The 24,308-nt window shown below is 47.1% G+C and carries 14 protein-coding genes (1 of these 14 cut by a window edge); 4 read left to right on the top strand and 10 right to left on the bottom strand.

Going from position 1 to position 24,308, the window contains the following annotated elements; genetic code table 11:
- Window positions 1-11,619 carry the final stretch of an immunoglobulin-like domain-containing protein gene (locus OCV50_RS06430; protein WP_261904019.1) on the top strand. Its footprint begins 24,258 nt before the window's first position, so 11,619 of the gene's 35,877 nt are visible here — the last part of the coding sequence; its start codon lies beyond the left edge, outside the window; the stop codon is at window positions 11,617-11,619.
- Between the two features lie 86 nt (window positions 11,620-11,705).
- Here OCV50_RS06430 and OCV50_RS06435 read toward each other — a convergent pair whose 3' ends face one another.
- Both OCV50_RS06435 and OCV50_RS06440 read right to left on the bottom strand, forming a co-directional pair.
- Entirely contained in the window at window positions 11,706-12,899 is a 1,194-nt protein-coding gene (locus OCV50_RS06435) for a class I SAM-dependent methyltransferase (RefSeq protein ID WP_261904020.1), read from the bottom strand.
- A 129-nt stretch (window positions 12,900-13,028) separates the two neighbouring features.
- Entirely contained in the window at window positions 13,029-14,432 is a 1,404-nt protein-coding gene (locus tag OCV50_RS06440; protein WP_261904132.1) for a methyl-accepting chemotaxis protein, read from the bottom strand.
- A gap of 88 nt (window positions 14,433-14,520) precedes the next feature.
- On the opposite strand from OCV50_RS06440, the gene yccX reads away from it, so the two are divergent.
- The gene (gene yccX, locus OCV50_RS06445; RefSeq protein WP_261904021.1) at window positions 14,521-14,808 is read left to right on the top strand and encodes an acylphosphatase; all 288 of its coding nucleotides are present in this window, start codon (window positions 14,521-14,523) and stop codon (window positions 14,806-14,808) included.
- 40 nt (window positions 14,809-14,848) lie between these two features.
- Here yccX and OCV50_RS06450 read toward each other — a convergent pair whose 3' ends face one another.
- The 6 genes from OCV50_RS06450 to OCV50_RS06475 all read right to left on the bottom strand — a co-directional run bounded on the left by OCV50_RS06450 (window position 14,849) and on the right by OCV50_RS06475 (window position 20,472).
- Window positions 14,849-15,178: a TusE/DsrC/DsvC family sulfur relay protein gene (locus tag OCV50_RS06450; RefSeq protein WP_032549139.1), complete on the bottom strand. Its 330-nt coding sequence runs from the start codon at window positions 15,176-15,178 to the stop codon at window positions 14,849-14,851.
- A gap of 137 nt (window positions 15,179-15,315) precedes the next feature.
- The gene (locus OCV50_RS06455; RefSeq protein ID WP_261904022.1) at window positions 15,316-15,981 is read right to left on the bottom strand and encodes a Bax inhibitor-1/YccA family protein; all 666 of its coding nucleotides are present in this window, start codon (window positions 15,979-15,981) and stop codon (window positions 15,316-15,318) included.
- A 221-nt stretch (window positions 15,982-16,202) separates the two neighbouring features.
- Window positions 16,203-16,967, bottom strand: a complete 765-nt coding sequence (locus OCV50_RS06460; protein ID WP_239840807.1) for an amino acid ABC transporter ATP-binding protein — start codon at window positions 16,965-16,967, stop codon at window positions 16,203-16,205.
- Window positions 16,968-16,989: 22 nt separating this feature from the next.
- Complete coding sequence (locus OCV50_RS06465; RefSeq protein ID WP_239840808.1) at window positions 16,990-18,087, bottom strand: amino acid ABC transporter permease; 1,098 nt, start codon at window positions 18,085-18,087, stop codon at window positions 16,990-16,992.
- 1 nt (window position 18,088) lies between these two features.
- A complete protein-coding gene (locus tag OCV50_RS06470) occupies window positions 18,089-19,294 on the bottom strand; it encodes an amino acid ABC transporter permease (protein WP_239840809.1) in 1,206 nt (401 codons plus the stop codon).
- Window positions 19,295-19,443: 149 nt separating this feature from the next.
- Window positions 19,444-20,472, bottom strand: coding sequence for an amino acid ABC transporter substrate-binding protein (locus OCV50_RS06475; RefSeq protein WP_150872329.1), 1,029 nt, complete (start codon window positions 20,470-20,472; stop codon window positions 19,444-19,446).
- 490 nt (window positions 20,473-20,962) lie between these two features.
- Between OCV50_RS06475 and OCV50_RS06480 the strand changes: the two genes are divergently transcribed.
- Window positions 20,963-21,901 carry a precorrin-2 dehydrogenase/sirohydrochlorin ferrochelatase family protein gene (locus OCV50_RS06480; protein ID WP_261904023.1) on the top strand — a complete coding sequence of 313 codons (939 nt, stop codon included), beginning with the start codon at window positions 20,963-20,965 and terminating at the stop codon, window positions 21,899-21,901.
- Between the two features lie 100 nt (window positions 21,902-22,001).
- On the opposite strand, the gene OCV50_RS06485 is transcribed toward OCV50_RS06480, so the two are convergent.
- Entirely contained in the window at window positions 22,002-22,484 is a 483-nt protein-coding gene (locus tag OCV50_RS06485) for a YajQ family cyclic di-GMP-binding protein (RefSeq protein ID WP_150872333.1), read from the bottom strand.
- A 10-nt stretch (window positions 22,485-22,494) separates the two neighbouring features.
- A complete protein-coding gene (locus OCV50_RS06490; RefSeq protein ID WP_261904024.1) occupies window positions 22,495-23,553 on the bottom strand; it encodes a 3-deoxy-7-phosphoheptulonate synthase in 1,059 nt (352 codons plus the stop codon).
- A 266-nt stretch (window positions 23,554-23,819) separates the two neighbouring features.
- Here OCV50_RS06490 and OCV50_RS06495 point away from each other — a divergent pair, with 266 nt between their 5' ends.
- Window positions 23,820-24,299 carry a PaaI family thioesterase gene (locus OCV50_RS06495; RefSeq protein ID WP_239840812.1) on the top strand — a complete coding sequence of 160 codons (480 nt, stop codon included), beginning with the start codon at window positions 23,820-23,822 and terminating at the stop codon, window positions 24,297-24,299.
- Window positions 24,300-24,308: the final 9 nt, after the last annotated feature.

Raw genomic sequence — 24,308 nt, forward strand, 5'->3', positions numbered from 1 at the left:
GACAACACCGACGTGAGCGTGACGGTAGAAGACACGATCGATACGGTGACGGCGCACCTAACGGCATCAGAGACGGTAGCGGAAGGTGGTGAAATCACCTACACGGTGACGTTGCGAGATGCAGACAACAATCCGGTAGACGCGAAAGAAGCGGTGACAGTGACGGTGACGTTGCCAGATGGCACGACGACCGATGTGGTTATCGGTGCGGACTCAAGCAGCAACAGCGTGGAGTTCACGGTCGAGAATGACATCTACGACATCGACAGCGTGAGCGGCAGCATTACGGACATCAGTGGTGGTGCGAGCTTCGAGAAACTGGAGTACAACGGCGATGCACAAAGCACGGGCGTGACGGACACCGACAGCATCGATACGGTGACGGTTGACCTGTCAGCGGATGTGTCGAGCATCGCGGAAGGTGTGGATGGCGATAACCAGCCGAATCAAATCACGTACACGGCGACGTTAAGTGGTGGTGAGGCGAAGAACGACATCAAGGTAACGCTGGCGAACGGTGAAGAGATCACCATCAAAGCGGGCGAGACCAGCGGCAGCGTGAGCGTTGCTGTTCAGGGCGACGATGTGTACCGAGATGGTGAGACCATCGAAAACAGCATCAAAGAGGTGAGTGAAGAAGCCGGCAACCCACAACTGGAGTCGCTGGTGAAGGCGGACAACACCGACGTGAGCGTGACGGTAGAAGACACGATCGATACGGTGACGGCGCACCTAACGGCATCAGAGACGGTAGCGGAAGGTGGTGAAATCACCTACACGGTGACGTTGCGAGATGCAGACAACAATCCGGTAGACGCGAAAGAAGCGGTGACAGTGACGGTGACGTTGCCAGATGGCACGACGACCGATGTGGTTATCGGTGCGGACTCAAGCAGCAACAGCGTGGAGTTCACGGTCGAGAATGACATCTACGACATCGACAGCGTGAGCGGCAGCATTACGGACATCAGTGGTGGTGCGAGCTTCGAGAAACTGGAGTACAACGGCGATGCACAAAGCACGGGCGTGACGGACACCGACAGCATCGATACGGTGACGGTTGACCTGTCAGCGGATGTGTCGAGCATCGCGGAAGGTGTGGATGGCGATAACCAGCCGAATCAAATCACGTACACGGCGACGTTAAGTGGTGGTGAGGCGAAGAACGACATCAAGGTAACGCTGGCGAACGGTGAAGAGATCACCATCAAAGCGGGCGAGACCAGCGGCAGCGTGAGCGTTGCTGTTCAGGGCGACGATGTGTACCGAGATGGTGAGACCATCGAAAACAGCATCAAAGAGGTGAGTGAAGAAGCCGGCAACCCACAACTGGAGTCGCTGGTGAAGGCGGACAACACCGACGTGAGCGTGACGGTAGAAGACACGATCGATACGGTGACGGCGCACCTAACGGCATCAGAGACGGTAGCGGAAGGTGGTGAAATCACCTACACGGTGACGTTGCGAGATGCAGACAACAATCCGGTAGACGCGAAAGAAGCGGTGACAGTGACGGTGACGTTGCCAGATGGCACGACGACCGATGTGGTTATCGGTGCGGACTCAAGCAGCAACAGCGTGGAGTTCACGGTCGAGAATGACATCTACGACATCGACAGCGTGAGCGGCAGCATTACGGACATCAGTGGTGGTGCGAGCTTCGAGAAACTGGAGTACAACGGCGATGCACAAAGCACGGGCGTGACGGACACCGACAGCATCGATACGGTGACGGTTGACCTGTCAGCGGATGTGTCGAGCATCGCGGAAGGTGTGGATGGCGATAACCAGCCGAATCAAATCACGTACACGGCGACGTTAAGTGGTGGTGAGGCGAAGAACGACATCAAGGTAACGCTGGCGAACGGTGAAGAGATCACCATCAAAGCGGGCGAGACCAGCGGCAGCGTGAGCGTTGCTGTTCAGGGCGACGATGTGTACCGAGATGGTGAGACCATCGAAAACAGCATCAAAGAGGTGAGTGAAGAAGCCGGCAACCCACAACTGGAGTCGCTGGTGAAGGCGGACAACACCGACGTGAGCGTGACGGTAGAAGACACGATCGATACGGTGACGGCGCACCTAACGGCATCAGAGACGGTAGCGGAAGGTGGTGAAATCACCTACACGGTGACGTTGCGAGATGCAGACAACAATCCGGTAGACGCGAAAGAAGCGGTGACAGTGACGGTGACGTTGCCAGATGGCACGACGACCGATGTGGTTATCGGTGCGGACTCAAGCAGCAACAGCGTGGAGTTCACGGTCGAGAATGACATCTACGACATCGACAGCGTGAGCGGCAGCATTACGGACATCAGTGGTGGTGCGAGCTTCGAGAAACTGGAGTACAACGGCGATGCACAAAGCACGGGCGTGACGGACACCGACAGCATCGATACGGTGACGGTTGACCTGTCAGCGGATGTGTCGAGCATCGCGGAAGGTGTGGATGGCGATAACCAGCCGAATCAAATCACGTACACGGCGACGTTAAGTGGTGGTGAGGCGAAGAACGACATCAAGGTAACGCTGGCGAACGGTGAAGAGATCACCATCAAAGCGGGCGAGACCAGCGGCAGCGTGAGCGTTGCTGTTCAGGGCGACGATGTGTACCGAGATGGTGAGACCATCGAAAACAGCATCAAAGAGGTGAGTGAAGAAGCCGGCAACCCACAACTGGAGTCGCTGGTGAAGGCGGACAACACCGACGTGAGCGTGACGGTAGAAGACACGATCGATACGGTGACGGCGCACCTAACGGCATCAGAGACGGTAGCGGAAGGTGGTGAAATCACCTACACGGTGACGTTGCGAGATGCAGACAACAATCCGGTAGACGCGAAAGAAGCGGTGACAGTGACGGTGACGTTGCCAGATGGCACGACGACCGATGTGGTTATCGGTGCGGACTCAAGCAGCAACAGCGTGGAGTTCACGGTCGAGAATGACATCTACGACATCGACAGCGTGAGCGGCAGCATTACGGACATCAGTGGTGGTGCGAGCTTCGAGAAACTGGAGTACAACGGCGATGCACAAAGCACGGGCGTGACGGACACCGACAGCATCGATACGGTGACGGTTGACCTGTCAGCGGATGTGTCGAGCATCGCGGAAGGTGTGGATGGCGATAACCAGCCGAATCAAATCACGTACACGGCGACGTTAAGTGGTGGTGAGGCGAAGAACGACATCAAGGTAACGCTGGCGAACGGTGAAGAGATCACCATCAAAGCGGGCGAGACCAGCGGCAGCGTGAGCGTTGCTGTTCAGGGCGACGATGTGTACCGAGATGGTGAGACCATCGAAAACAGCATCAAAGAGGTGAGTGAAGAAGCCGGCAACCCACAACTGGAGTCGCTGGTGAAGGCGGACAACACCGACGTGAGCGTGACGGTAGAAGACACGATCGATACGGTGACGGCGCACCTAACGGCATCAGAGACGGTAGCGGAAGGTGGTGAAATCACCTACACGGTGACGTTGCGAGATGCAGACAACAATCCGGTAGACGCGAAAGAAGCGGTGACAGTGACGGTGACGTTGCCAGATGGCACGACGACCGATGTGGTTATCGGTGCGGACTCAAGCAGCAACAGCGTGGAGTTCACGGTCGAGAATGACATCTACGACATCGACAGCGTGAGCGGCAGCATTACGGACATCAGTGGTGGTGCGAGCTTCGAGAAACTGGAGTACAACGGCGATGCACAAAGCACGGGCGTGACGGACACCGACAGCATCGATACGGTGACGGTTGACCTGTCAGCGGATGTGTCGAGCATCGCGGAAGGTGTGGATGGCGATAACCAGCCGAATCAAATCACGTACACGGCGACGTTAAGTGGTGGTGAGGCGAAGAACGACATCAAGGTAACGCTGGCGAACGGTGAAGAGATCACCATCAAAGCGGGCGAGACCAGCGGCAGCGTGAGCGTTGCTGTTCAGGGCGACGATGTGTACCGAGATGGTGAGACCATCGAAAACAGCATCAAAGAGGTGAGTGAAGAAGCCGGCAACCCACAACTGGAGTCGCTGGTGAAGGCGGACAACACCGACGTGAGCGTGACGGTAGAAGACACGATCGATACGGTGACGGCGCACCTAACGGCATCAGAGACGGTAGCGGAAGGTGGTGAAATCACCTACACGGTGACGTTGCGAGATGCAGACAACAATCCGGTAGACGCGAAAGAAGCGGTGACAGTGACGGTGACGTTGCCAGATGGCACGACGACCGATGTGGTTATCGGTGCGGACTCAAGCAGCAACAGCGTGGAGTTCACGGTCGAGAATGACATCTACGACATCGACAGCGTGAGCGGCAGCATTACGGACATCAGTGGTGGTGCGAGCTTCGAGAAACTGGAGTACAACGGCGATGCACAAAGCACGGGCGTGACGGACACCGACAGCATCGATACGGTGACGGTTGACCTGTCAGCGGATGTGTCGAGCATCGCGGAAGGTGTGGATGGCGATAACCAGCCGAATCAAATCACGTACACGGCGACGTTAAGTGGTGGTGAGGCGAAGAACGACATCAAGGTAACGCTGGCGAACGGTGAAGAGATCACCATCAAAGCGGGCGAGACCAGCGGCAGCGTGAGCGTTGCTGTTCAGGGCGACGATGTGTACCGAGATGGTGAGACCATCGAAAACAGCATCAAAGAGGTGAGTGAAGAAGCCGGCAACCCACAACTGGAGTCGCTGGTGAAGGCGGACAACACCGACGTGAGCGTGACGGTAGAAGACACGATCGATACGGTGACGGCGCACCTAACGGCATCAGAGACGGTAGCGGAAGGTGGTGAAATCACCTACACGGTGACGTTGCGAGATGCAGACAACAATCCGGTAGACGCGAAAGAAGCGGTGACAGTGACGGTGACGTTGCCAGATGGCACGACGACCGATGTGGTTATCGGTGCGGACTCAAGCAGCAACAGCGTGGAGTTCACGGTCGAGAATGACATCTACGACATCGACAGCGTGAGCGGCAGCATTACGGACATCAGTGGTGGTGCGAGCTTCGAGAAACTGGAGTACAACGGCGATGCACAAAGCACGGGCGTGACGGACACCGACAGCATCGATACGGTGACGGTTGACCTGTCAGCGGATGTGTCGAGCATCGCGGAAGGTGTGGATGGCGATAACCAGCCGAATCAAATCACGTACACGGCGACGTTAAGTGGTGGTGAGGCGAAGAACGACATCAAGGTAACGCTGGCGAACGGTGAAGAGATCACCATCAAAGCGGGCGAGACCAGCGGCAGCGTGAGCGTTGCTGTTCAGGGCGACGATGTGTACCGAGATGGTGAGACCATCGAAAACAGCATCAAAGAGGTGAGTGAAGAAGCCGGCAACCCACAACTGGAGTCGCTGGTGAAGGCGGACAACACCGACGTGAGCGTGACGGTAGAAGACACGATCGATACGGTGACGGCGCACCTAACGGCATCAGAGACGGTAGCGGAAGGTGGTGAAATCACCTACACGGTGACGTTGCGAGATGCAGACAACAATCCGGTAGACGCGAAAGAAGCGGTGACAGTGACGGTGACGTTGCCAGATGGCACGACGACCGATGTGGTTATCGGTGCGGACTCAAGCAGCAACAGCGTGGAGTTCACGGTCGAGAATGACATCTACGACATCGACAGCGTGAGCGGCAGCATTACGGACATCAGTGGTGGTGCGAGCTTCGAGAAACTGGAGTACAACGGCGATGCACAAAGCACGGGCGTGACGGACACCGACAGCATCGATACGGTGACGGTTGACCTGTCAGCGGATGTGTCGAGCATCGCGGAAGGTGTGGATGGCGATAACCAGCCGAATCAAATCACGTACACGGCGACGTTAAGTGGTGGTGAGGCGAAGAACGACATCAAGGTAACGCTGGCGAACGGTGAAGAGATCACCATCAAAGCGGGCGAGACCAGCGGCAGCGTGAGCGTTGCTGTTCAGGGCGACGATGTGTACCGAGATGGTGAGACCATCGAAAACAGCATCAAAGAGGTGAGTGAAGAAGCCGGCAACCCACAACTGGAGTCGCTGGTGAAGGCGGACAACACCGACGTGAGCGTGACGGTAGAAGACACGATCGATACGGTGACGGCGCACCTAACGGCATCAGAGACGGTAGCGGAAGGTGGTGAAATCACCTACACGGTGACGTTGCGAGATGCAGACAACAATCCGGTAGACGCGAAAGAAGCGGTGACAGTGACGGTGACGTTGCCAGATGGCACGACGACCGATGTGGTTATCGGTGCGGACTCAAGCAGCAACAGCGTGGAGTTCACGGTCGAGAATGACATCTACGACATCGACAGCGTGAGCGGCAGCATTACGGACATCAGTGGTGGTGCGAGCTTCGAGAAACTGGAGTACAACGGCGATGCACAAAGCACGGGCGTGACGGACACCGACAGCATCGATACGGTGACGGTTGACCTGTCAGCGGATGTGTCGAGCATCGCGGAAGGTGTGGATGGCGATAACCAGCCGAATCAAATCACGTACACGGCGACGTTAAGTGGTGGTGAGGCGAAGAACGACATCAAGGTAACGCTGGCGAACGGTGAAGAGATCACCATCAAAGCGGGCGAGACCAGCGGCAGCGTGAGCGTTGCTGTTCAGGGCGACGATGTGTACCGAGATGGTGAGACCATCGAAAACAGCATCAAAGAGGTGAGTGAAGAAGCCGGCAACCCACAACTGGAGTCGCTGGTGAAGGCGGACAACACCGACGTGAGCGTGACGGTAGAAGACACGATCGATACGGTGACGTTAACCTTGAATGACGTGACCGTGAATGAAGGCATTGGTCAGGCGAGCATTTCCGCGACACTAAACCACACGCCAGAAACCGAAATTGTGGTTACGCTGGACAATGGTGCGACGATTACGTTTGGCACCGATTACGTGGCGGGCGATGAAGTGACGTCAACACCGTTCTCTGTAACAGGTGATTCAGTTCTTAATGTCCACACCTTTACAGGTGGTAATTTTGAAGTGCTTGATGTAAGCGATAAAGCGCAGGTTATGTTTAACGACAAACCAACCGCCATCGACTTTTCAGTAACCCTAGACAACCAAGATGAAGCGTTCTTCACGTTTGATGGTGGTCAATCTGGTTCAGAAGATAACGTATCAGATCAAGAGGATGATATCGCTGGTACACCTGTCCAAATAGTTATGTTAGAAGAACCATTATTTGGAACTATTTACGATGTTTCATCTGGTACAGAAGTACCAGTTAGTTCTGATACACCTATTAGTAGCGATGCTCAATTAAAGTACGTTGAAGACATTAACGCTGTAGACAATCTAGACTTTGTCGCTTCTGACTTCTCGTCTGAGGTTAGTGCCGGTGCTAGTTCAGTTGACTTCTTGGATGGAAATGTGTCCATTTCAGCGGGTACTTATACAGGCAACGCTCCCACCCCTGGAAATGTTGGTTCTACGGCAACATATTTGTCTTATGTAAGTGGTTCGAATAAAGATGGCTTTGGAGTAAGCAATTCACCTAGTTCAAACAGCGAATTAGATGTTACTAATAAAGAATTTATTTCGATTGATTATAGCTCAAGCGGTGCCGTTATTACCGAAGCCAACATTGAATTTGGCAGTGTATATAGTCACTACAATAAAGGGGATGATGCTGAAGGCGAGATTAATATCGTGGCATTGGATGCCGAAGGCAATGTGGTTGCACAATTTAATTACGACGCCGACGAAGACAACGGTGACTTCCCACTTGTAATCGACAGTAACGGCGTAGCATCTGTTAATGTAAACGTCCCTGATGGCTTTACTGAGTTAAGAGTTTATACCACTCAAGACGGTTCAGACACGCCAACTACCAATTCGAACATTACACTAAAAGGCGTTGATGTAGTAAGTGCCGAGCTTTCTGAAGAGATTGATTATCAATCGGTCGACTCCAGCGGTTTGGTGAGTGACGAAATAGCGCAGTTAACTATTGTGCTAAATGATACTGATCTGGCGCCTGTCGCGCAGAACGATACTGTTTCTGTGTTCGGTGGTTTATCTGGTTACTATTACAGTTCTAATGACAGCGTTAATGGTAACATTGACTCTGTTCAAGACGCTCTTGATGTTATTGCTAGTAAAGATGCTGACCTAACATTTGATGCTAAAGACATTAACTACACACTAGACGAAAATAACAGCGGTTTAAGCTCTCAAAGTCAGTTTGAAGATTTCTTGAATAGTGACGCTGGCTCTGTTGAAGGCACTGTTGGCGCCCATACTGACGGCGTAGTTCAAATGAGTGGTTCAGTTTATCTCGCAGCCGGCGATTATGCGTTTAAAGTTACCGCTGATGATGGCTACACGATATTAATCGATGGGGTGGCCGTTGCGACTGTTGATCAGAATCAGTCATCAACTACGACTCTGCATGATGCATTTACGATTGGCAGTGATGGTTACCATTCCATCGAAATCGTGTATTGGGATCAAGGTGGCGCTGCTAACCTAGATATCAATTTGGGCACGGTTGATAGCAATGGAAACTACAACAATGGAGAGCATGACTTAAATGACTTCCCATTGATTGGCGACGTGCTGTCAGTGCGAGAGGGAGAATCTTTAACTATGGATTCGTCACTTCTTCTTGCTAACGACTACGATCCAAACACAGGTGATACATTCACTATCGTTGCGGATGGATTTAGCTCAACTGATGGAACAGTTTCATTCGATCAAAATAGTGGAGAAATTTCATTCACACCAAATAGTAGTGTATCGGGCACTGCCTCATTCACTTATACCATTGTAGATAGCACTGGTCTCACTAATACGGCAACGGTCACTACAATGGTTACACCAATCAGTAATGGATTGGTGGTATCTGCGGACTTAACCAGTGTGGGTGGGAATATTGCGGACTCAATCGTCTCAAGTATTGAATCTAACCTGGCCACGAAGCCTATAGATACAAGCGCCGACAATAGCGACAATCATCTTCAAAGTTCCAAAGGTGTAGCTTGGGTCGAAGCACTTGATGGGAATGACACAGTTATTTACGGTAGCGGCGACCACATGCAGGTAAGAGGTGGAGAGGGCGATGACGTCATTATCGGAAATGATGGTACATCTACTGTCGTAAATGAAGACCTACAAGGCGGCGATGGTAGCGACATTTTAGTTGGTGGTATTGGTTCATCATCAAGTATTAATTTGTTGGGTGATGATACTGGAGAAGCTGGTAATGATGTTCTTATTTCTCGCAGCCCAACAACGAACACAGCATACTATGGTGGTTCAGGTATTGATGTAGCATACCTTGTAGGTCAGAGTACCGACTATACCTTTAGTACAGTAGGATCTCCTGACTTCCGCTTAACTCATACTGGAACGGGTAATGCAAAACATGACTTTTATAGCATCGAATCGTTGTATTTCTCTGACGGAAAGTTTGAAGTCCAAAATGGCAATTTAGTTAAAGTCGCTGAGGTTTATGAGCTAAATATCGATATCGATTTATACGATAATGACGGAAGTGAAGTTGTCAGCGAAGTGTCAGTTAGCAATGTACCTGATGGGGCAGTTCTTTCTATTGGTACCGATAATGGCGATGGTACTTGGAGTATTCCGGTTAATTCTCTAGACGCTGATGGGAAAGTAACGATCCAAGTTGAAAGTCTAGTTGGGTCCATGCCTAACCTTGTTGTTACAGCAGGCGCGCAGGAAATCGACAGCAATGGCGAACCGTTAGATTTGCCAAAATATGCACAGGATGAAACAGGTAACATTCATAAACCTGAAACTAACCCTAATGGTGATAACACTATAACGGGGGGCAAAGGTGAGGATGTATTATTAGGAGATTCAGGCGGATTTGTAACTAATGTTACCCCTGGTGTTAATTACAACATTGCTTTGGTTGTTGACGTCTCAGGAAGTATGGGATGGAACACGACAGATGGTGACGGAAATACAATAACACGCATTGCTATGCTTCAAGATGCTCTGAAGCTATTAGCCGCAGATCTTGCGTCTCACGATGGGACGATCAATTTGAAATTAATCGGGTTTGAGTACGATGTAGTCGTTGAATTTTCAGTCAATGATTTACAACCTAATAGTCAAGGGTATCTGGACTTAATTGACACCATAGATAACGAGTTAGACCCAGATGATGGTGGTACTGGTTACGATGATGCTTTAGCTTCTGCAAATGCGTGGTTTGATACTCAGACGGTCGATAGTAATACCGAAAATTTGACGTTTTTCTTAACAGATGGCCAACCAGCGAGTAGCACTATTGAAGAAGCGCTTACTGAGTTTGCTGAGCTGAGTACTAAGTCGAGCGTTATGGCTATAGGAATTGGTAACGATATTAACGACTCAATCTTGAAGTTCTTTGACAATACTTCTTCTACTGGCCTCGCTGCAGTACCAGGTTTCGGGACTGAAACTAAGCTAATCGATGTTTCTAATCATGGCTTTACAAATGTTAGTGATGATTACTATTCCTCTAGTGTATCTATCAGTGGTAATAAAGTTGTCCTATCTGACTACGATTGGTATTCAGATAGCGCGGTCGAATCAATTCGAACTCAAGAGTTTACCGTGGCCAAAGACAGTAGCTCTGTAAAGTTTGACGTTTACTTAAGTAAAAGTAATTTCACTTGGTACCTATACAATAGTAACGGCACGCTAGTTGATAGTTCGACGCTGAGCAAGCATAACGGTAACACCTCTGTTCTAATCGATGGCATCGCTTCTGGTGACTACTACATGGTCTTCTCTCATGACGCATCACAGCAAAAAAAGAATACTTCCGCAGAGATTGAAGACATTTTTGTTGTAGAGCCGTTACTTGCCCCCGCAGGAGAAGTACAACTGGTCGATACTCCTAGCGAGCTACAGGCTGTGCTTCAAGGAGGCGAAATGATTAAAGATATCGCCGAATTGGGATCGGATACAGTAACAGGTGGGCAAGGTGCGGATATTTTATTCGGTGATAGTATCAACACCGATAACCTCCCGTGGAATACTGCAGGTAACCCTGCTAAGCCTTCTGACTTAGATGATGGTGCGGGTTTGCCTGCGTTAGAGCAGTTCCTTGAGCTAAAAAATGGTACCACACCAAGTGAGTTGGAGGTCTATGAGTACATTAAATCTAATCACGAATTGTTTAATGTCGATAGTGATACACGCGGAGGTGATGACACGTTAGATGGCGGAGAAGGTGATGACATTCTATATGGCCAAGGCGGTGACGATACATTGATTGGAGGCTTGGGTGATGACATCCTAACCGGTGGTGAAGGAGAGGATATCTTTAGTTGGGTCGACATGGATGATGGCTCGTCAGACACCATTACTGATTTCAGTGTTGCTGATGGAGATAAGCTTGATTTATCTGAGTTGCTGGCAGATCTTGAGACGGACGATATAAATGCTCTGCTGAATAACATCGAAGGCTCGATCACTGATAACGGCAATGGTGGCTCAGCACTAACCATTGATAAAGGTGGAGAGTCGATGACGATTGAGTTTAATAATGTCACTTCTTCAGAGTTAACGGATTATCTGTTTAATCAGGATGGTTTGAAGTACACAGATAGTTAACCTCAATTAAAGTTAACTAGATAACAAAAGGGTCACCAAACGGTGACCCTTTTTAATGCGTAATCTTTAATTAGATCAGACGTTGTTTAAAGAACCTTACACGCAAAACCTTTCAGGTAGAAGCCTTCTGGATAAGCGGTATCTGTTAGGTGGTCTGCAGCTTGTTCAAAGCGCTCGACAAACTTAACCGTGCGACCAGCATCAATTGCAGCATCAGCGATGATTTTCTGGAATAGGTCTGTGCCCATGAGTCCAGAGCACGAGTAAGTAAGCAGCGTGCCACCAGGTTTCAGGATTTGCATCGCTAACATGTTTACGTCTTTGTAGCCGTTTGCACCTGAAGTTAGGTTGTTTTTGCTCGAAACGAACTTTGGCGGATCCATGATCACAACATCGAACTTCGTGCCTTGGTCACGGTATTCGCGCAGAAGCTTAAATACATCAGCATTCAAGAACACCGCGCGTTTTTTTGAAATATCGAATTCGTTTAATTCAGCATTGTGTTTAGCCGTGTCTAAAGCAAGCTGTGAAACGTCAGCGTTGATAACGCGCTTTGCGTCACCTTTAAGCGCGTATAGACCAAAACCACCGGTATAAGAGAAGCAGTTCAAGACTTCTTTGTCTTTTACGTACTTCATTGATTCTTTGCGGCTGTCACGTTGGTCTAGATAGAAACCAGTTTTGTGGCCCTCAACGATATTAACGCTGATTTTTACGCCATTCTCTTCGATTACAACAGACTTAGGTGGTTCTTCACCATGAAGAACGCCGACAGTTTGTTCAAGGCCTTCTTTTTTACGTACCGCAACATCCGAACGCTCGTATACATTGCAGTCAGGGAAGCACTCCACGAGAGCCGCCACAAGTTCAGATTTGTGATATTCCGCACCAGCACTGAGTAGTTGGCATACTAGAAAGTTCCGATATTTATCGATAGTGATGCCCGGCAAACCATCAGATTCAGCTGCGATTAGTCGATAGCCAGTAAGACCGTCACGAACAATGATGTCTTCGCGAAGCATTTGTGCGTCTTTGATACGTTTAACAAAAAATGCTTTATCGATGTCTTCTTTTTCAAACGTCCAAACACGAGCTCGAATTTGAGAAGCAGGAGAGTAGGCTGCTTTTGCTAGCCATTGACCGTTGCTTGCGAAAACGTCGACTGTTTCACCAAGTTGCGGCTCACCTGTTACTTTGTCGATACCACGAGAGAATACCCATGGGTGTTTGCGGCGTAGCGACTTATCACGGCCTTTTGCTAGTTGAATCGATGGAGTCATAGTTTACTCTGATTGTTTGAATTCGAAGGTGGTGTATTGTCAGGGAAGAGACTAGCAAAATCAAACGACAAAGACGTCAGATACAAAAAAGGGCCGCAACTGCGGCCCTAATCGTCAAGATTGGTACTTTTAGGCTTTAAGACCAGTAAGTAATCCTTCCATTGAATCACTTTGTTGACGGAGTTGGTCAACGTTAGCGTTACTCTTGCTGATCATCTCGCAGATGTTGTTTGATTGGTTACGAATCTCTTCAACACTTTGTGCAATGTTGTCTGCAACGACACCTTGTTCTTCAGCAGCCGTAGCAATTTGAGTGCTGCTGTCTGAAATAGATTGGTTTTTCTCTGCCAATGATCCAATTTCAACGTTCACTTCAGACATCAGTGTTTGTCCTTCGTTCGCGTTGTTTACCGTCACTTCCATTAGTTTAGTCAGAGACTGGCTGTTACGTTGTAGCGCTTCAATCATACTTTGGATTTCAACCGTCGCTTGCTGTGTACGGCCAGCAAGGGCACGAACTTCGTCTGCAACGACAGCAAAGCCACGGCCTTGCTCACCAGCACGAGCTGCTTCAATCGCAGCATTTAATGCAAGCAGGTTAGTCTGCTCTGAAATAGCATTGATGGTCGTTACTACTTCGTCGATTTGCGCAGCATTGGCGTCTAGCTCTTCAACCGCTTGCGAAGCAGATTGAATCTCTTGAGACAGATTAGAGATAGAGGCAAGTGTGTTTGATACTTTGTGTTGACCGCTTTCAGCAACCCCATGCGCATCCATTGTTTGAGTGCTGGATTCATGCGCTAAGTTTGCAACCTCGCGAATGGTTGACGCCATCTCTTCAGTCGCGCTTGCTAAGCTATTTAGATGCTCTTGTTGAACGCCTGAAATATCTGAACTTTGTTGAGTAGATTGGTTAAGATCAGAGCTAATTTGCTGCATTAAAGCAACAGACTCTTGAATCGAAAGCACCATCTTTTGCTCACGCTCTGCTACCTTATCAATAGTGATGGCAATTTCACTGAATTCGTCACGAACTAGGAAGTAGTTCATACGTCCCGTTAGATCGCCGTCTGCAAGCGTGTTAAGAGCTTTGTTCATTGAGAACATCGCACCGCCGATAAAGGTCATGATGTAATAGACACAGAGACCGATGAGAGTCAGGGTAATACCGATAATGGTGATTTGAGTCGTTGACAGTGCAGACCATAGGTTTTGGTCGTGCGTTGCAACTAAGCTAAATGCACCATTCATTACTGATACAGCACCTTCGCCGAAGCCTAAAGAGATAGTATCAGACTGACTGATAAGTTGTGCTACCTGGTCACGAGACAGTTGGCCTGCTTCAATAAGACCTTTCATTAGCATCAGTTCATCTTGGTAAAGGTGGACCAAAAGCGCGTCTGCAGCACTATCTAGAACGAGAGTTAAGATAACGAGAGCTAATACAGGGAGTAGAAAAAGAAGGTAGAACTTTTCTTGAATCTTTAGGTGGATGAGATATTTGTCAATCCAACGGAAAGGGATTTCTTTCATATTAATGGTGCTCAAATAATTCCACCCAACTAGGGCGGATGAATAGATTTATCAACTATATCACCCAAGTAAATTATGAGGCAATGTTATGGATCGTTCCCATCGTATATTTCTGGTAACAGGTCATGTTCAATGTGTTGGTTTCAGATACTCAACACGCATAAGAGCATTGGACTTAGGGCTAACAGGCTATGCAAAGAACCTAAATAATGGTGATGTTGAGGTGCTTGCAATCGGCAATAACACTAAAATTGAGGAGCTGCACACATGGCTTCATAAAGGACCAGATACTGCTAACGTAGATCGTGTAGAGGAGCAGGATGCTGCTGGTATAAAGATTGATGATACCAACAGCAAATACTTTCAAGTTCTTTGAAACGTGAAGTTGTTATTCAGTGAGTGATGATTGAAGCGCTTTATAAGCATTTTGCAGGTTTAGGAAGGCCAGCTAGCTTAGTTGCTTGCTTGGCTGGACCCTTTTTAAACAGCTTAAACAGGTACTTACTGTTGCCTTTTTCAGGGCCATGAGCTTTCTCCATTGCTTTTACAAGCATGCGGACAGCGGGAGATGTATTGAACTCTTCATAGAAATCACGGACGAAATGAACGACTTCTAGGTGAGCTTCGGTGAGTTCAATTCCTTCATCATCGGCCAGAATCTCGATCATTCCTTCTTCCCATTGCGTGTGGTCTAAAAGATAGCCTTGAGCGTCAGTTTCGATTTGTTTTCCGTTATATTCAAACATGTTTAATCCAGAGTCATATCAATCAGCGGCGTAGGATACATTACTCAGCAATATTTCCCAACAAATAATAGCCAATAGAAAACAAAAAGCCCAAGACGAATCTTGGGCTTTGCGGGATTAATAAGTTGACGATGTTATTAGTCGTCGTTACCCATAATACCTAGAATGCTCAGTAGGCTGATGAAGATGTTGTAGATAGATACATACAGCGTCACTGTCGCTGAAATGTAGTTAGTTTCACCGCCACGGATGATACCTTGAGTTGTCATCAAGATAGCCATTGTAGAGAACACAATAAATAGGCTGCTAAGCGCTAGATGTAGAACTGTTGATTGGATGAAAATGCTCGCAATCATACCAACAACTAGCACTACGAATAGTGAAAGCATTAGGCCACCCATCATCGATAGGTCGCGCTTAGTAGTTAGTGCATAAGCTGATGCTGCCATAAATGATAGTGCAGTACCGCCCAGAGCAGTCAGTACCACGTCGCCCATGCCCGCACCGATGTACGCGTTAAGAAGAGGGCCAATGGTGTAACCTAGGAAACCTGTAAACAGGAATGTGAATACTAGACCCATGCTGTTATCACGGTTCTTCTCTGTTAGGAAAAGTAGACCGTAGAAACCAACCAGCATAATAATTAGACCTGGACGAGGCAGGTTCAGTGCCATCGAAATACCTGCTACAACAGCAGACCAAAGTAGTGTCATTGAAAGTAACGCGTAGGTGTTACGCAGTACTTTATTTGTTTGCAGAGCGCTCTCTTGAGAAGCTGTGCGAGAAAACATAGGGCTGTTCATAATCTTCCTCGTAAGGTGATATCAATAGTTATTAGTACATTTATGGGGCTGAAAGTTCGAAAAATCAAGCCTTTCATTAAATTTGTCTACTTAAAATGATAATCAAAATAGAGAGTTAAGTGTTTTTCAAGGTGTAACACAATGTAACTGTGCGACGGTATCATATCCTCTAAAATAGAAAGGGCAGCAAAAATAGCTGCCCTGTTAGGTAGATACCGATTCTAGTGGTGAAGAATCTGGCTCAAGAAGTTTTGAGTTCGATCAGATTGTGGATTCTCAAAGAAGTCGACAGGATTGTTTTCTTCGATGATCTCTCCGGCATCCATAAATATCACTCGGTCGGCAACTTCTTTCGCAAAACCCATTTCGTGCGTTACACACAGCATGGTCATGCCTTCTTCAGCAAGCTCAACCATAACATCTAGAACCTCACGAACCATCTCAGGATCGAGTGCGGAAGTCGGTTCATCAAATAACATAACTTGTGGGTTCATACACAGAGAGCGTGCAATCGCGACACGTTGCTGTTGACCACCAGAGAGCTGGCCTGGGAACTTGTCTGCTTGATCTGGGATCTTAACACGCTCAAGGTATTTCATCGCGATCGCTTCTGCTTCTTCTTTAGGCATCTTCTTCACCCAAATTGGAGCAAGGGTACAGTTCTCCAAAACCGTTAGGTGAGGGAAGAGGTTAAAGTGTTGGAAACACATACCAACTTCTCTACGCACCGCTTCGATATTCTTTAAGTCTTCGGTTAGTTCATTACCAGAAACAAAAATATGGCCTTTTTGATGCTCCTCTAAACGGTTGATGCATCGAATCATGGTCGATTTACCAGAACCCGAAGGGCCACAGATTACGATTTTCTCACCTTTCTTAACTTCTAGATTGATGTTCTTAAGAACGTGGAACTCACCGTACCACTTATTCATGTCTTTCAATTCAATCATCAATTCTTGAGATTCGTTGTTTTGTTGTTGCGTCATAATACGTCCTTGATCTCTTTAACTATCGTTTGTGACCGGTGTGAAGTCTGTTTTCTAGCCATATCGAGTATCTCGACATACCAAAACAGAACACCCAGAACACTAACGCGACAAATACATAACTTTCTGTTGCAAAGCCTAGCCACTCAGGGTCGGTGTTAGCGGCTTGACCGATACCCAATACATCGAACATACCGATGATAAGAACCAGACTGGTATCTTTAAACAGGCCGATAAAGGTGTTTACGATCGATGGGATCGTAATCTTTAGCGCTTGAGGAAGAATGATAAGCCCCATTTTCTTCCAGTAGGTTAGGCCAAGTGCATCTGCTGCTTCATATTGACCCTTAGGAATTGCCTGTAAGCCACCACGGATAACCTCCGCCATGTAAGCTGCACTGAATAGCACCACACCGACAAGAGCACGAAGTAGTTTGTCTGTTTCTGAACCAGCTGATAGGAACAGTGGAAGCATTACAGATGCCATGAACAGAACAGTAATAAGAGGCACACCACGCCAGATTTCGATATACACAGTACAGATACTACGAATAATCGGCATTTCTGAGCGTCGTCCAAGCGCGAGCGCAACACCAATAGGCAGTGAAACCACGATACCCACGAGTGCGATGATTAACGTAACCAGCAATCCGCCCCATTTGTGTGTCTCTACAACCTCTAACCCGAACACACCACCATAAAGTAGAGCTGCGATTAGGAATGGATAGATGTTAACGAAGAATAGCCAAATCCATGTACGCTTTGGTGTTCCTTCGTAGGCTAGTAAACCAACGAAGACAGCAAGCGTGAAGTAGAATAGGCGAGGACGCCACAGCTCTGCTTCAGGGTAGAAGCCGTACATGAACTGTTCCCAACGTACACTGATGAATACCCAACATGCGCCATCGCTTGTACAAGCGTCACGTGTTGTGCCTACCCAGTCTGCGTTTAAGATGGCCCAGTCAAAGACAGTCCAAATTAATGAGAATGCGAAGTAACCGAGAATTACGGTAACAACACTATTCACAGGACCGTTAAATAGGTTTTTTCTAAGCCAACCTACGACACCCACCGTGTTTGCTGGAGGTGGTAGATCAGGCTGAAATTGATGTGTGCTCATTTTATCTCTCCACCAATGCTACTTTACGGTTATAGATATTCATTAACGCAGAGGTTAATAAGCTCAATGTGAGGTAAACGGCCATCGTCATCGCGATAATCTCAATCGCTTGACCGGTTTGGTTAAGAGTTGTACCTGCGAATACTGAAACCAAATCAGGATAACCAATCGCCATTGCTAGAGATGAGTTTTTAGTTAGGTTCAAGTATTGGCTTGTTAGCGGTGGGATGATAATTCTCAATGCTTGAGGAATGATCACCAGCTTCAAAGTACGAGAACGTGGCAAACCTAAAGACATGGCTGCTTCAGTTTGACCGTGACTTACAGCATTAATACCAGAACGAACGATCTCCGCGATGAATGACGCAGTATAGATACTTAGCGCAAGCATAAGAGCGGCAAGTTCTGGGATGATGCTGATACCACCTTTGAAGTTAAAGCCTTTAAGCGCTGGATATTCAGCTGAAATTGGCATACCCATAATGAAGTAAACAATGACAGGCAGGACAACAATTAAACCCAGAGCAATACGTCCCATTGGAGTCTGTTGGCCAGTAAGGCGTTGTTTGTTGTTTGCCCAAATGTTGATGATGATAGTCGCTACAATACCCGCAATGAAAGCGGCGATAACGATACTACTGCCGGCTTCAAAAACAGGCGCAGGGAAGTAAAGACCACGAACATTCAGGAAGATAGCTTCACCAAGGCTTAAGCTTTGACGAGCGGACGGTAGCGCTTGAAGAACAGCGAAATACCAGAAGAAAATTTGTAGTAGAAGCGGGACATTACGGAAAATTTCGATATAAACCGCTGCGAATCGGCTAACTAGCCAGTTCGATGAAAGACGCGCAATACCCATGGTAAAACCAAGAACCGTCGCTAGGATGATACCTAGAACAGAAACGAGTGCGGTATTAAGTAGGCCAACAATGAATGTTCGACCGTAAGAAAAGGTTTCGTCATATTCGACGAGTGTTAAACCGATACCAAAGCCAGCTTCTTGGCTAAGGAAATCGAAACCGGTAGCGATGCCGCGAGCATCCAAGTTCGTTAACGCATTGTTGACAATGGTATAGAAGAAAGCGGCGAGTGCACCAAGAGCGATGATCTGAAAAATGACCGATCGGAAAGTTGGGTTATAAAGAAGGTTGGCGCTTTTAGCTTGGGGCTTTTCCTGGGAAGGAATAGAAGTGTTATTAGGTTTCATACTGCAATAACCTCAAATCCATTTAACAGTTAGGGCGGAAATCCGCCCTAATTTCGTGTTACTCAGTTGTAAATTCAGCGACTCTAGGTCAATCAACTATATAAAGGATTGGCTAGAAGCCGCTGTGTAAAGTAATCACGTAGTGGCTATTAACGGATTGGTGGAGCGTACATGAAGCCGCCCGCATTCCATAGCGCGTTTACACCACGAGAGATCTGAAGTGGAGAACCTGTACCTACAGTACGTTCGAAGCTCTCACCGTAGTTACCCACTTGCTTGATAACTTGGTAACCCCAGTCATCACGGATACCTAGGCCTTTACCTTTTGGTCCGTCAACACCAAGGATACGCTTGATGTTTGGATCTTTAGACTTAAGCATTTCGTCTGCATTCTTAGATGTAATGCCGTACTCTTCTGCGTTAACCATTGCAGACAGTGTCCACTTAGCAACGTTGAACCATTTGTCATCGTCTTGACGAACTACAGGGCCTAGTGGCTCTTTAGAAATGATTTCTGGAAGTACTTCAGCAGACTTAGGATCTGCAAGATTTAGACGAAGTGCGTAAAGGCCAGACTGGTCTGTTGTAAGAACGTCACAACGACCTGCGTCGAAACCTTTAGATGTTTGCGCAGCCGTATCAAATACCACTGGCTTATAAGACATACCGTTGTTACGGAAGTAGTCAGCAAGGTTAAGCTCTGTTGTTGTACCAGACTGAACACATACAGATGCGCCGTCTAGTTCTTTAGCACTCGTTAGGCCAAGATCTTTCTTAACCATAAAGCCTTGACCATCGTAGTAGTTAACGCCTACGAAGTTCAGACCAAGTGCCGTATCACGGTGCAGCGTCCATGTCGTGTTACGTGACAGAACATCGATCTCACCCGATTGTAGAGCCGTAAAACGCTCTTTAGCCGTTAGAGGTACGTATTTAACTTTGGTTTTATCACCGAGTACAGCCGCTGCAAGAGCTTGACAATACTCAACATCAATTCCTTCCCATTCACCTTTTGAGTTAGGGTTAGAGAACCCTGGAAGACCTGTACTTACACCACAAGTAAGAAAGCCTTGAGATGTGACTTTGTCCAGAGTGCTTTCTGCCGCTGATGCAGATGTTGCCATCATTGCAGTTGATGCAGCTACTACTGAAGCAAGAAGTGTTAGTTTATTTGTCATTTGTATCCTTCCTTGTTAAACCAGGTGACACCTGATACACGTGCTCGATTTGTGTTGTGCTTGCTGTGTTGCTTGTTTTTGTTACCTTTAAGCGCGGTTACTCAAATCATGGTTTGCATTTTGCAAATAACATTGTGTGCGATTTGAACAACTGTTTATAAGGTTAGGAAAGGATTTGCAGTTTCTCAAATGTATAATTTAAAAAGATTTTTGAGTGAAATCACAAATCCGGACACATTTAGAATGACCAAATGTTACGTGAATGTAAATAGTGCAAGGGCTCACACTGTTGGTGCAACGAGATTTAGGTTTCTAAATTCTTAATAGTCTAGCTGATTATCTTGTTTATGTGATTTTCTGTCGAAATTTTAACCTTAAGAAAATCTTAAATTTGGTGAAATATTATTTTAATTATGCAAATGCACCTAGGATTATGCCCCAAATTTGGTAGCATGCATGAATAGTTATTAAAGAGGTCTCAAGGAAGAAAATGCGTTACTTTCCAATGTTTTTAGACATCGAAAACAAACCGATTCTGGTTGTTGGTGGTGGCGAAGTTGCTTGTCGAAAAGTCGATAGTTTGCTTCGAGCTGGCGGCGATGTAACCCTTATATCGCCGAAGGTTGAACCTTATTTAAAGCAGTTAATAGATGAAAATAAACTGCACTGGGTACAAAACTTCTACTCGTCACAAATGTTGTCGAGTCGATATTTACAAGTGTGGGCTACAACGGACAATCCTGAGCTTAATCATCAAGTGCATAGTGATGCAAAAAAAATGGGTATTTTGGTAAACGTGGTCGACGATCAACCATACTGTGACTTTATTACCCCTTCAATGATTAACCGAGGAAGAATTCAAATCGCTATTTCGAGTGGCGGTGCTTCTCCGGTCTTAGTTCGCAATATTCGTGAAAAATTTGAGAGTTTATTACCACAGAATTTGGGTCTACTTGCTGACTTTGGCGCGTCAAAGCGCAACTCGATCAAAGATACGTTTCCTACAGTTGATGAACGTCGTAAGTTTTGGGAGCGTTTTCTGTCTTCACCTCGTATAGAACGCATCACGGAACGTGATGAACTAGAGAAGTTCTACCAAGAGTCACTAAAAGAAGAGGTCGATTCACTAGGGCAAGTGACTTGGATTGAGTTTGAGTCAGACGTTGAGCTTCTTTCAATCAAAGCGCTGCGCCTTATGCAGGAAGCAGAACTTGTTCTATATCCTGTTGACTGCCCATTTGAGTTTATCGACTTGTGTCGTCGTGACGCGGAACGCGAGCAATTTAAAGACAGTGGCGAGTTATCTACGAAGCTGATGAAGGCACGCAGTGAAAACTTGCGAGTGTGTGTTTTTGTACCGCCAAGCAGCGTCGAGTTTAATTTACTGATCGGTACTGACGTTAAGCTGGCTTCAGGTCGCAGTCTTTAAACTGATGACGAGCTGTAGCAACTGAAACTACAGGCACTTAAAAATACAAAAGCCTCAATGCTAGTAAACATTGAGGCTTTTTTATACGGCTAAACAAATATTAGTCGCGGAAGTTATCAAACTGGAATGGTTGACCGAGTTCACCGTTTCGAACAAGTGCCATTACTGCTTGAAGATCGTCGCGCTTTTTACCTGTTACACGAACTTTTTCGCCTTGGATAGCAGCTTGAACTTTGATCTTGTTGTCTTTAATTAGCTTAACGATTTTTTTAGCAACTGGAGTCTCGATACCTTGCTTAAAGATAACGGTTTGGTGCCAGTATTTACCTGATTGGTCAGCTTTTTGAGATTCCATCGCTGATACATCAACGCCACGTTTCGTTAGGTTGCCACGAAGGATGTCACGAAGCTGTTTTAGTTGAAAATCGTGCTCTGCAGACAGCTTTACTGTTTCATCTTTGAATTCAAAGCTTGCTTCAACACCACGGAAGTCGAAACGGGTCGCTAGTTCGCGGTTTGCGTTGTCCACCGCGTGACGCAGTTCAACAGTTTCGATCTCAGAGATAATATCAAATGAAGGCATGGTTAGTTCCTTAAGCTAAGTTTCTATCTTTAATTGCAGTTGCAAGCAGTTCAAGCATGCTCGCAGTATCGTCCCAGCTTAGGCATGGGTCGGTGATTGACTTACCATACTCTAAGTTGTTGATGTCTTTCATCGACTGATTGCCTTCTTCAATGAAGCTCTCAGCCATGATACCTGCTATTTGATTCTTACCAGACTTGATTTGCTCACAAATGTCTTTAGCAACATCAAGTTGTTTACGGTGTTGTTTCTGACAGTTAGCGTGACTAAAGTCGACAACAAGACGTTGTGGTAGGTCAAACTCAGCCAGTTGTTGGCATGCTTGATCAACAGATTCAGCGTCGAAGTTAGGACCTTTGTCACCACCACGTAGAATAACGTGACCGTATGGGTTACCTGAAGTACGGTAAACAGTCATACGACCATTTTTATCTGGTGAATAGAAGTAGTGAGAAGCTTGTGAAGCACGGATCGCGTCGATAGCAATCTTAATGTTGCCGTTAGTTGCGTTCTTGAAACCAACAGGGCAAGAAAGAGCTGAAGCCATCTCACGGTGAATCTGTGACTCAGTAGTACGAGCACCAATCGCGCCCCAAGTGATCAGGTCTGCGATGTATTGGCCAGTGATCATATCCAAAAACTCAGTCGCTGTAGCGAGGCCAAGCTTATTGATATCTAGCAAAAGCTTACGCGCTTTATTTAGACCAGCTTCTAGTGCATAAGAACCATCCAGGTTTGGATCGGTAATCAGACCTTTCCAGCCAACAACAGTACGTGGCTTTTCAAAGTAGGTTCTCATTACGACGAATAGCTCGTCTTTGTATTGCTCTTGAATTTTGCTTAAGCGTTCAGCGTAATCTAACGCTGCGTCAGTGTCGTGCACAGAACAAGGGCCAACGATGACGAGCAGACGATCGTCGCGTCCAGTGAGAATGTCTTCGATTTGGCGGCGAGAGTTTGCAATGCGCTCAGCAACGTCGTCAGTGATTGGGTGTGCGTTGCCTAATTCGGCAGGAGTTGGCATTGGCCCAAGTGCTTGGGTTCTCAACTCATCAGTTTTTAATGGCATGTGATAGCTTTTTATTCTATTGCGAAGCAGTAAAGATAACGGAATTAACCGGAGGAATAAACTCCCTTAGGTCAAAGTTATCTCGGATATTGGTAATATTCTTAGATTTATCAGTTTGCTTGGAGGTATTGTGTAGGGCAGACATACACTGAAACAAAGCGAATCAGAGAGTAAGAAACGTTAGGTCTCTTTTTTGTAACATTTTTTTGACATTCAAACGCGTGTTGGGTTAACTGGTCTGACAACTAAAAAGCAAGGACGCAGTAATGTTATCCCCACTTCAGAAAGCTAACTTTTATCTCAATATGTTTGGTTTTTTCAAAGTGCCTTTAATTTGGCTATGTAGACCAAAACTGTTGGCGTTAGATGACTCTCATGTAGAAGTAAAAATCCCTTTAAAGAGAAGAACCAAAAATCATCTCAATAGTATGTATTTTGGCGTCCTTGCTGTAGGGGCTGATGTCGCCGGTGGCTTTCTAGCAATGAGTAAGTCTCAGCAGCAAGGAGAGAAGATCTCATTGGCTTTTAAGGAAGTGAGTGGTCAGTTTTTAAAAAGGCCAGAAGGTGACGTGCATTTTACATGTCGTGATGGTGGTCTGATTAACGATATGTTGGCCGAGACAATGAAAACCGGAGAAAGAGTCAATCAGCCCGTAACGATTATTGCTACTTGCCCATCACTGCATGGCGATGAGCCGATGGCAGAGTTTATTTTAACGCTCTCGATTAAAAAGGTCAGCCGTTAAGCTGACCTT

Origin of the sequence: Vibrio fortis (genome assembly GCF_024347475.1) — a bacterium.
GTDB lineage: Bacteria > Pseudomonadota > Gammaproteobacteria > Enterobacterales > Vibrionaceae > Vibrio > Vibrio fortis.

What these genes read in the sequence shown, in the direction of transcription:
- OCV50_RS06450 (WP_032549139.1), bottom strand. Translation starts at nt 15,178, where the DNA reads ATGTTTGAATATAACGGAAAACAAATCGAAACTGACGCTCAAGGCTAT.
- OCV50_RS06440 (WP_261904132.1), bottom strand. Translation starts at nt 14,432, where the DNA reads ATGAAAGAAATCCCTTTCCGTTGGATTGACAAATATCTCATCCACCTA.
- OCV50_RS06435 (WP_261904020.1), bottom strand. Translation starts at nt 12,899, where the DNA reads ATGACTCCATCGATTCAACTAGCAAAAGGCCGTGATAAGTCGCTACGC.
- OCV50_RS06465 (WP_239840808.1), bottom strand. Translation starts at nt 18,087, where the DNA reads ATGAGCACACATCAATTTCAGCCTGATCTACCACCTCCAGCAAACACG.
- OCV50_RS06485 (WP_150872333.1), bottom strand. Translation starts at nt 22,484, where the DNA reads ATGCCTTCATTTGATATTATCTCTGAGATCGAAACTGTTGAACTGCGT.
- OCV50_RS06455 (WP_261904022.1), bottom strand. Translation starts at nt 15,981, where the DNA reads ATGAACAGCCCTATGTTTTCTCGCACAGCTTCTCAAGAGAGCGCTCTG.
- OCV50_RS06495 (WP_239840812.1), top strand. Translation starts at nt 23,820, where the DNA reads ATGTTATCCCCACTTCAGAAAGCTAACTTTTATCTCAATATGTTTGGT.
- OCV50_RS06490 (WP_261904024.1), bottom strand. Translation starts at nt 23,553, where the DNA reads ATGCCATTAAAAACTGATGAGTTGAGAACCCAAGCACTTGGGCCAATG.
- yccX (WP_261904021.1), top strand. Translation starts at nt 14,521, where the DNA reads ATGGATCGTTCCCATCGTATATTTCTGGTAACAGGTCATGTTCAATGT.
- OCV50_RS06480 (WP_261904023.1), top strand. Translation starts at nt 20,963, where the DNA reads ATGCGTTACTTTCCAATGTTTTTAGACATCGAAAACAAACCGATTCTG.
- OCV50_RS06470 (WP_239840809.1), bottom strand. Translation starts at nt 19,294, where the DNA reads ATGAAACCTAATAACACTTCTATTCCTTCCCAGGAAAAGCCCCAAGCT.
- OCV50_RS06475 (WP_150872329.1), bottom strand. Translation starts at nt 20,472, where the DNA reads ATGACAAATAAACTAACACTTCTTGCTTCAGTAGTAGCTGCATCAACT.
- OCV50_RS06460 (WP_239840807.1), bottom strand. Translation starts at nt 16,967, where the DNA reads ATGACGCAACAACAAAACAACGAATCTCAAGAATTGATGATTGAATTG.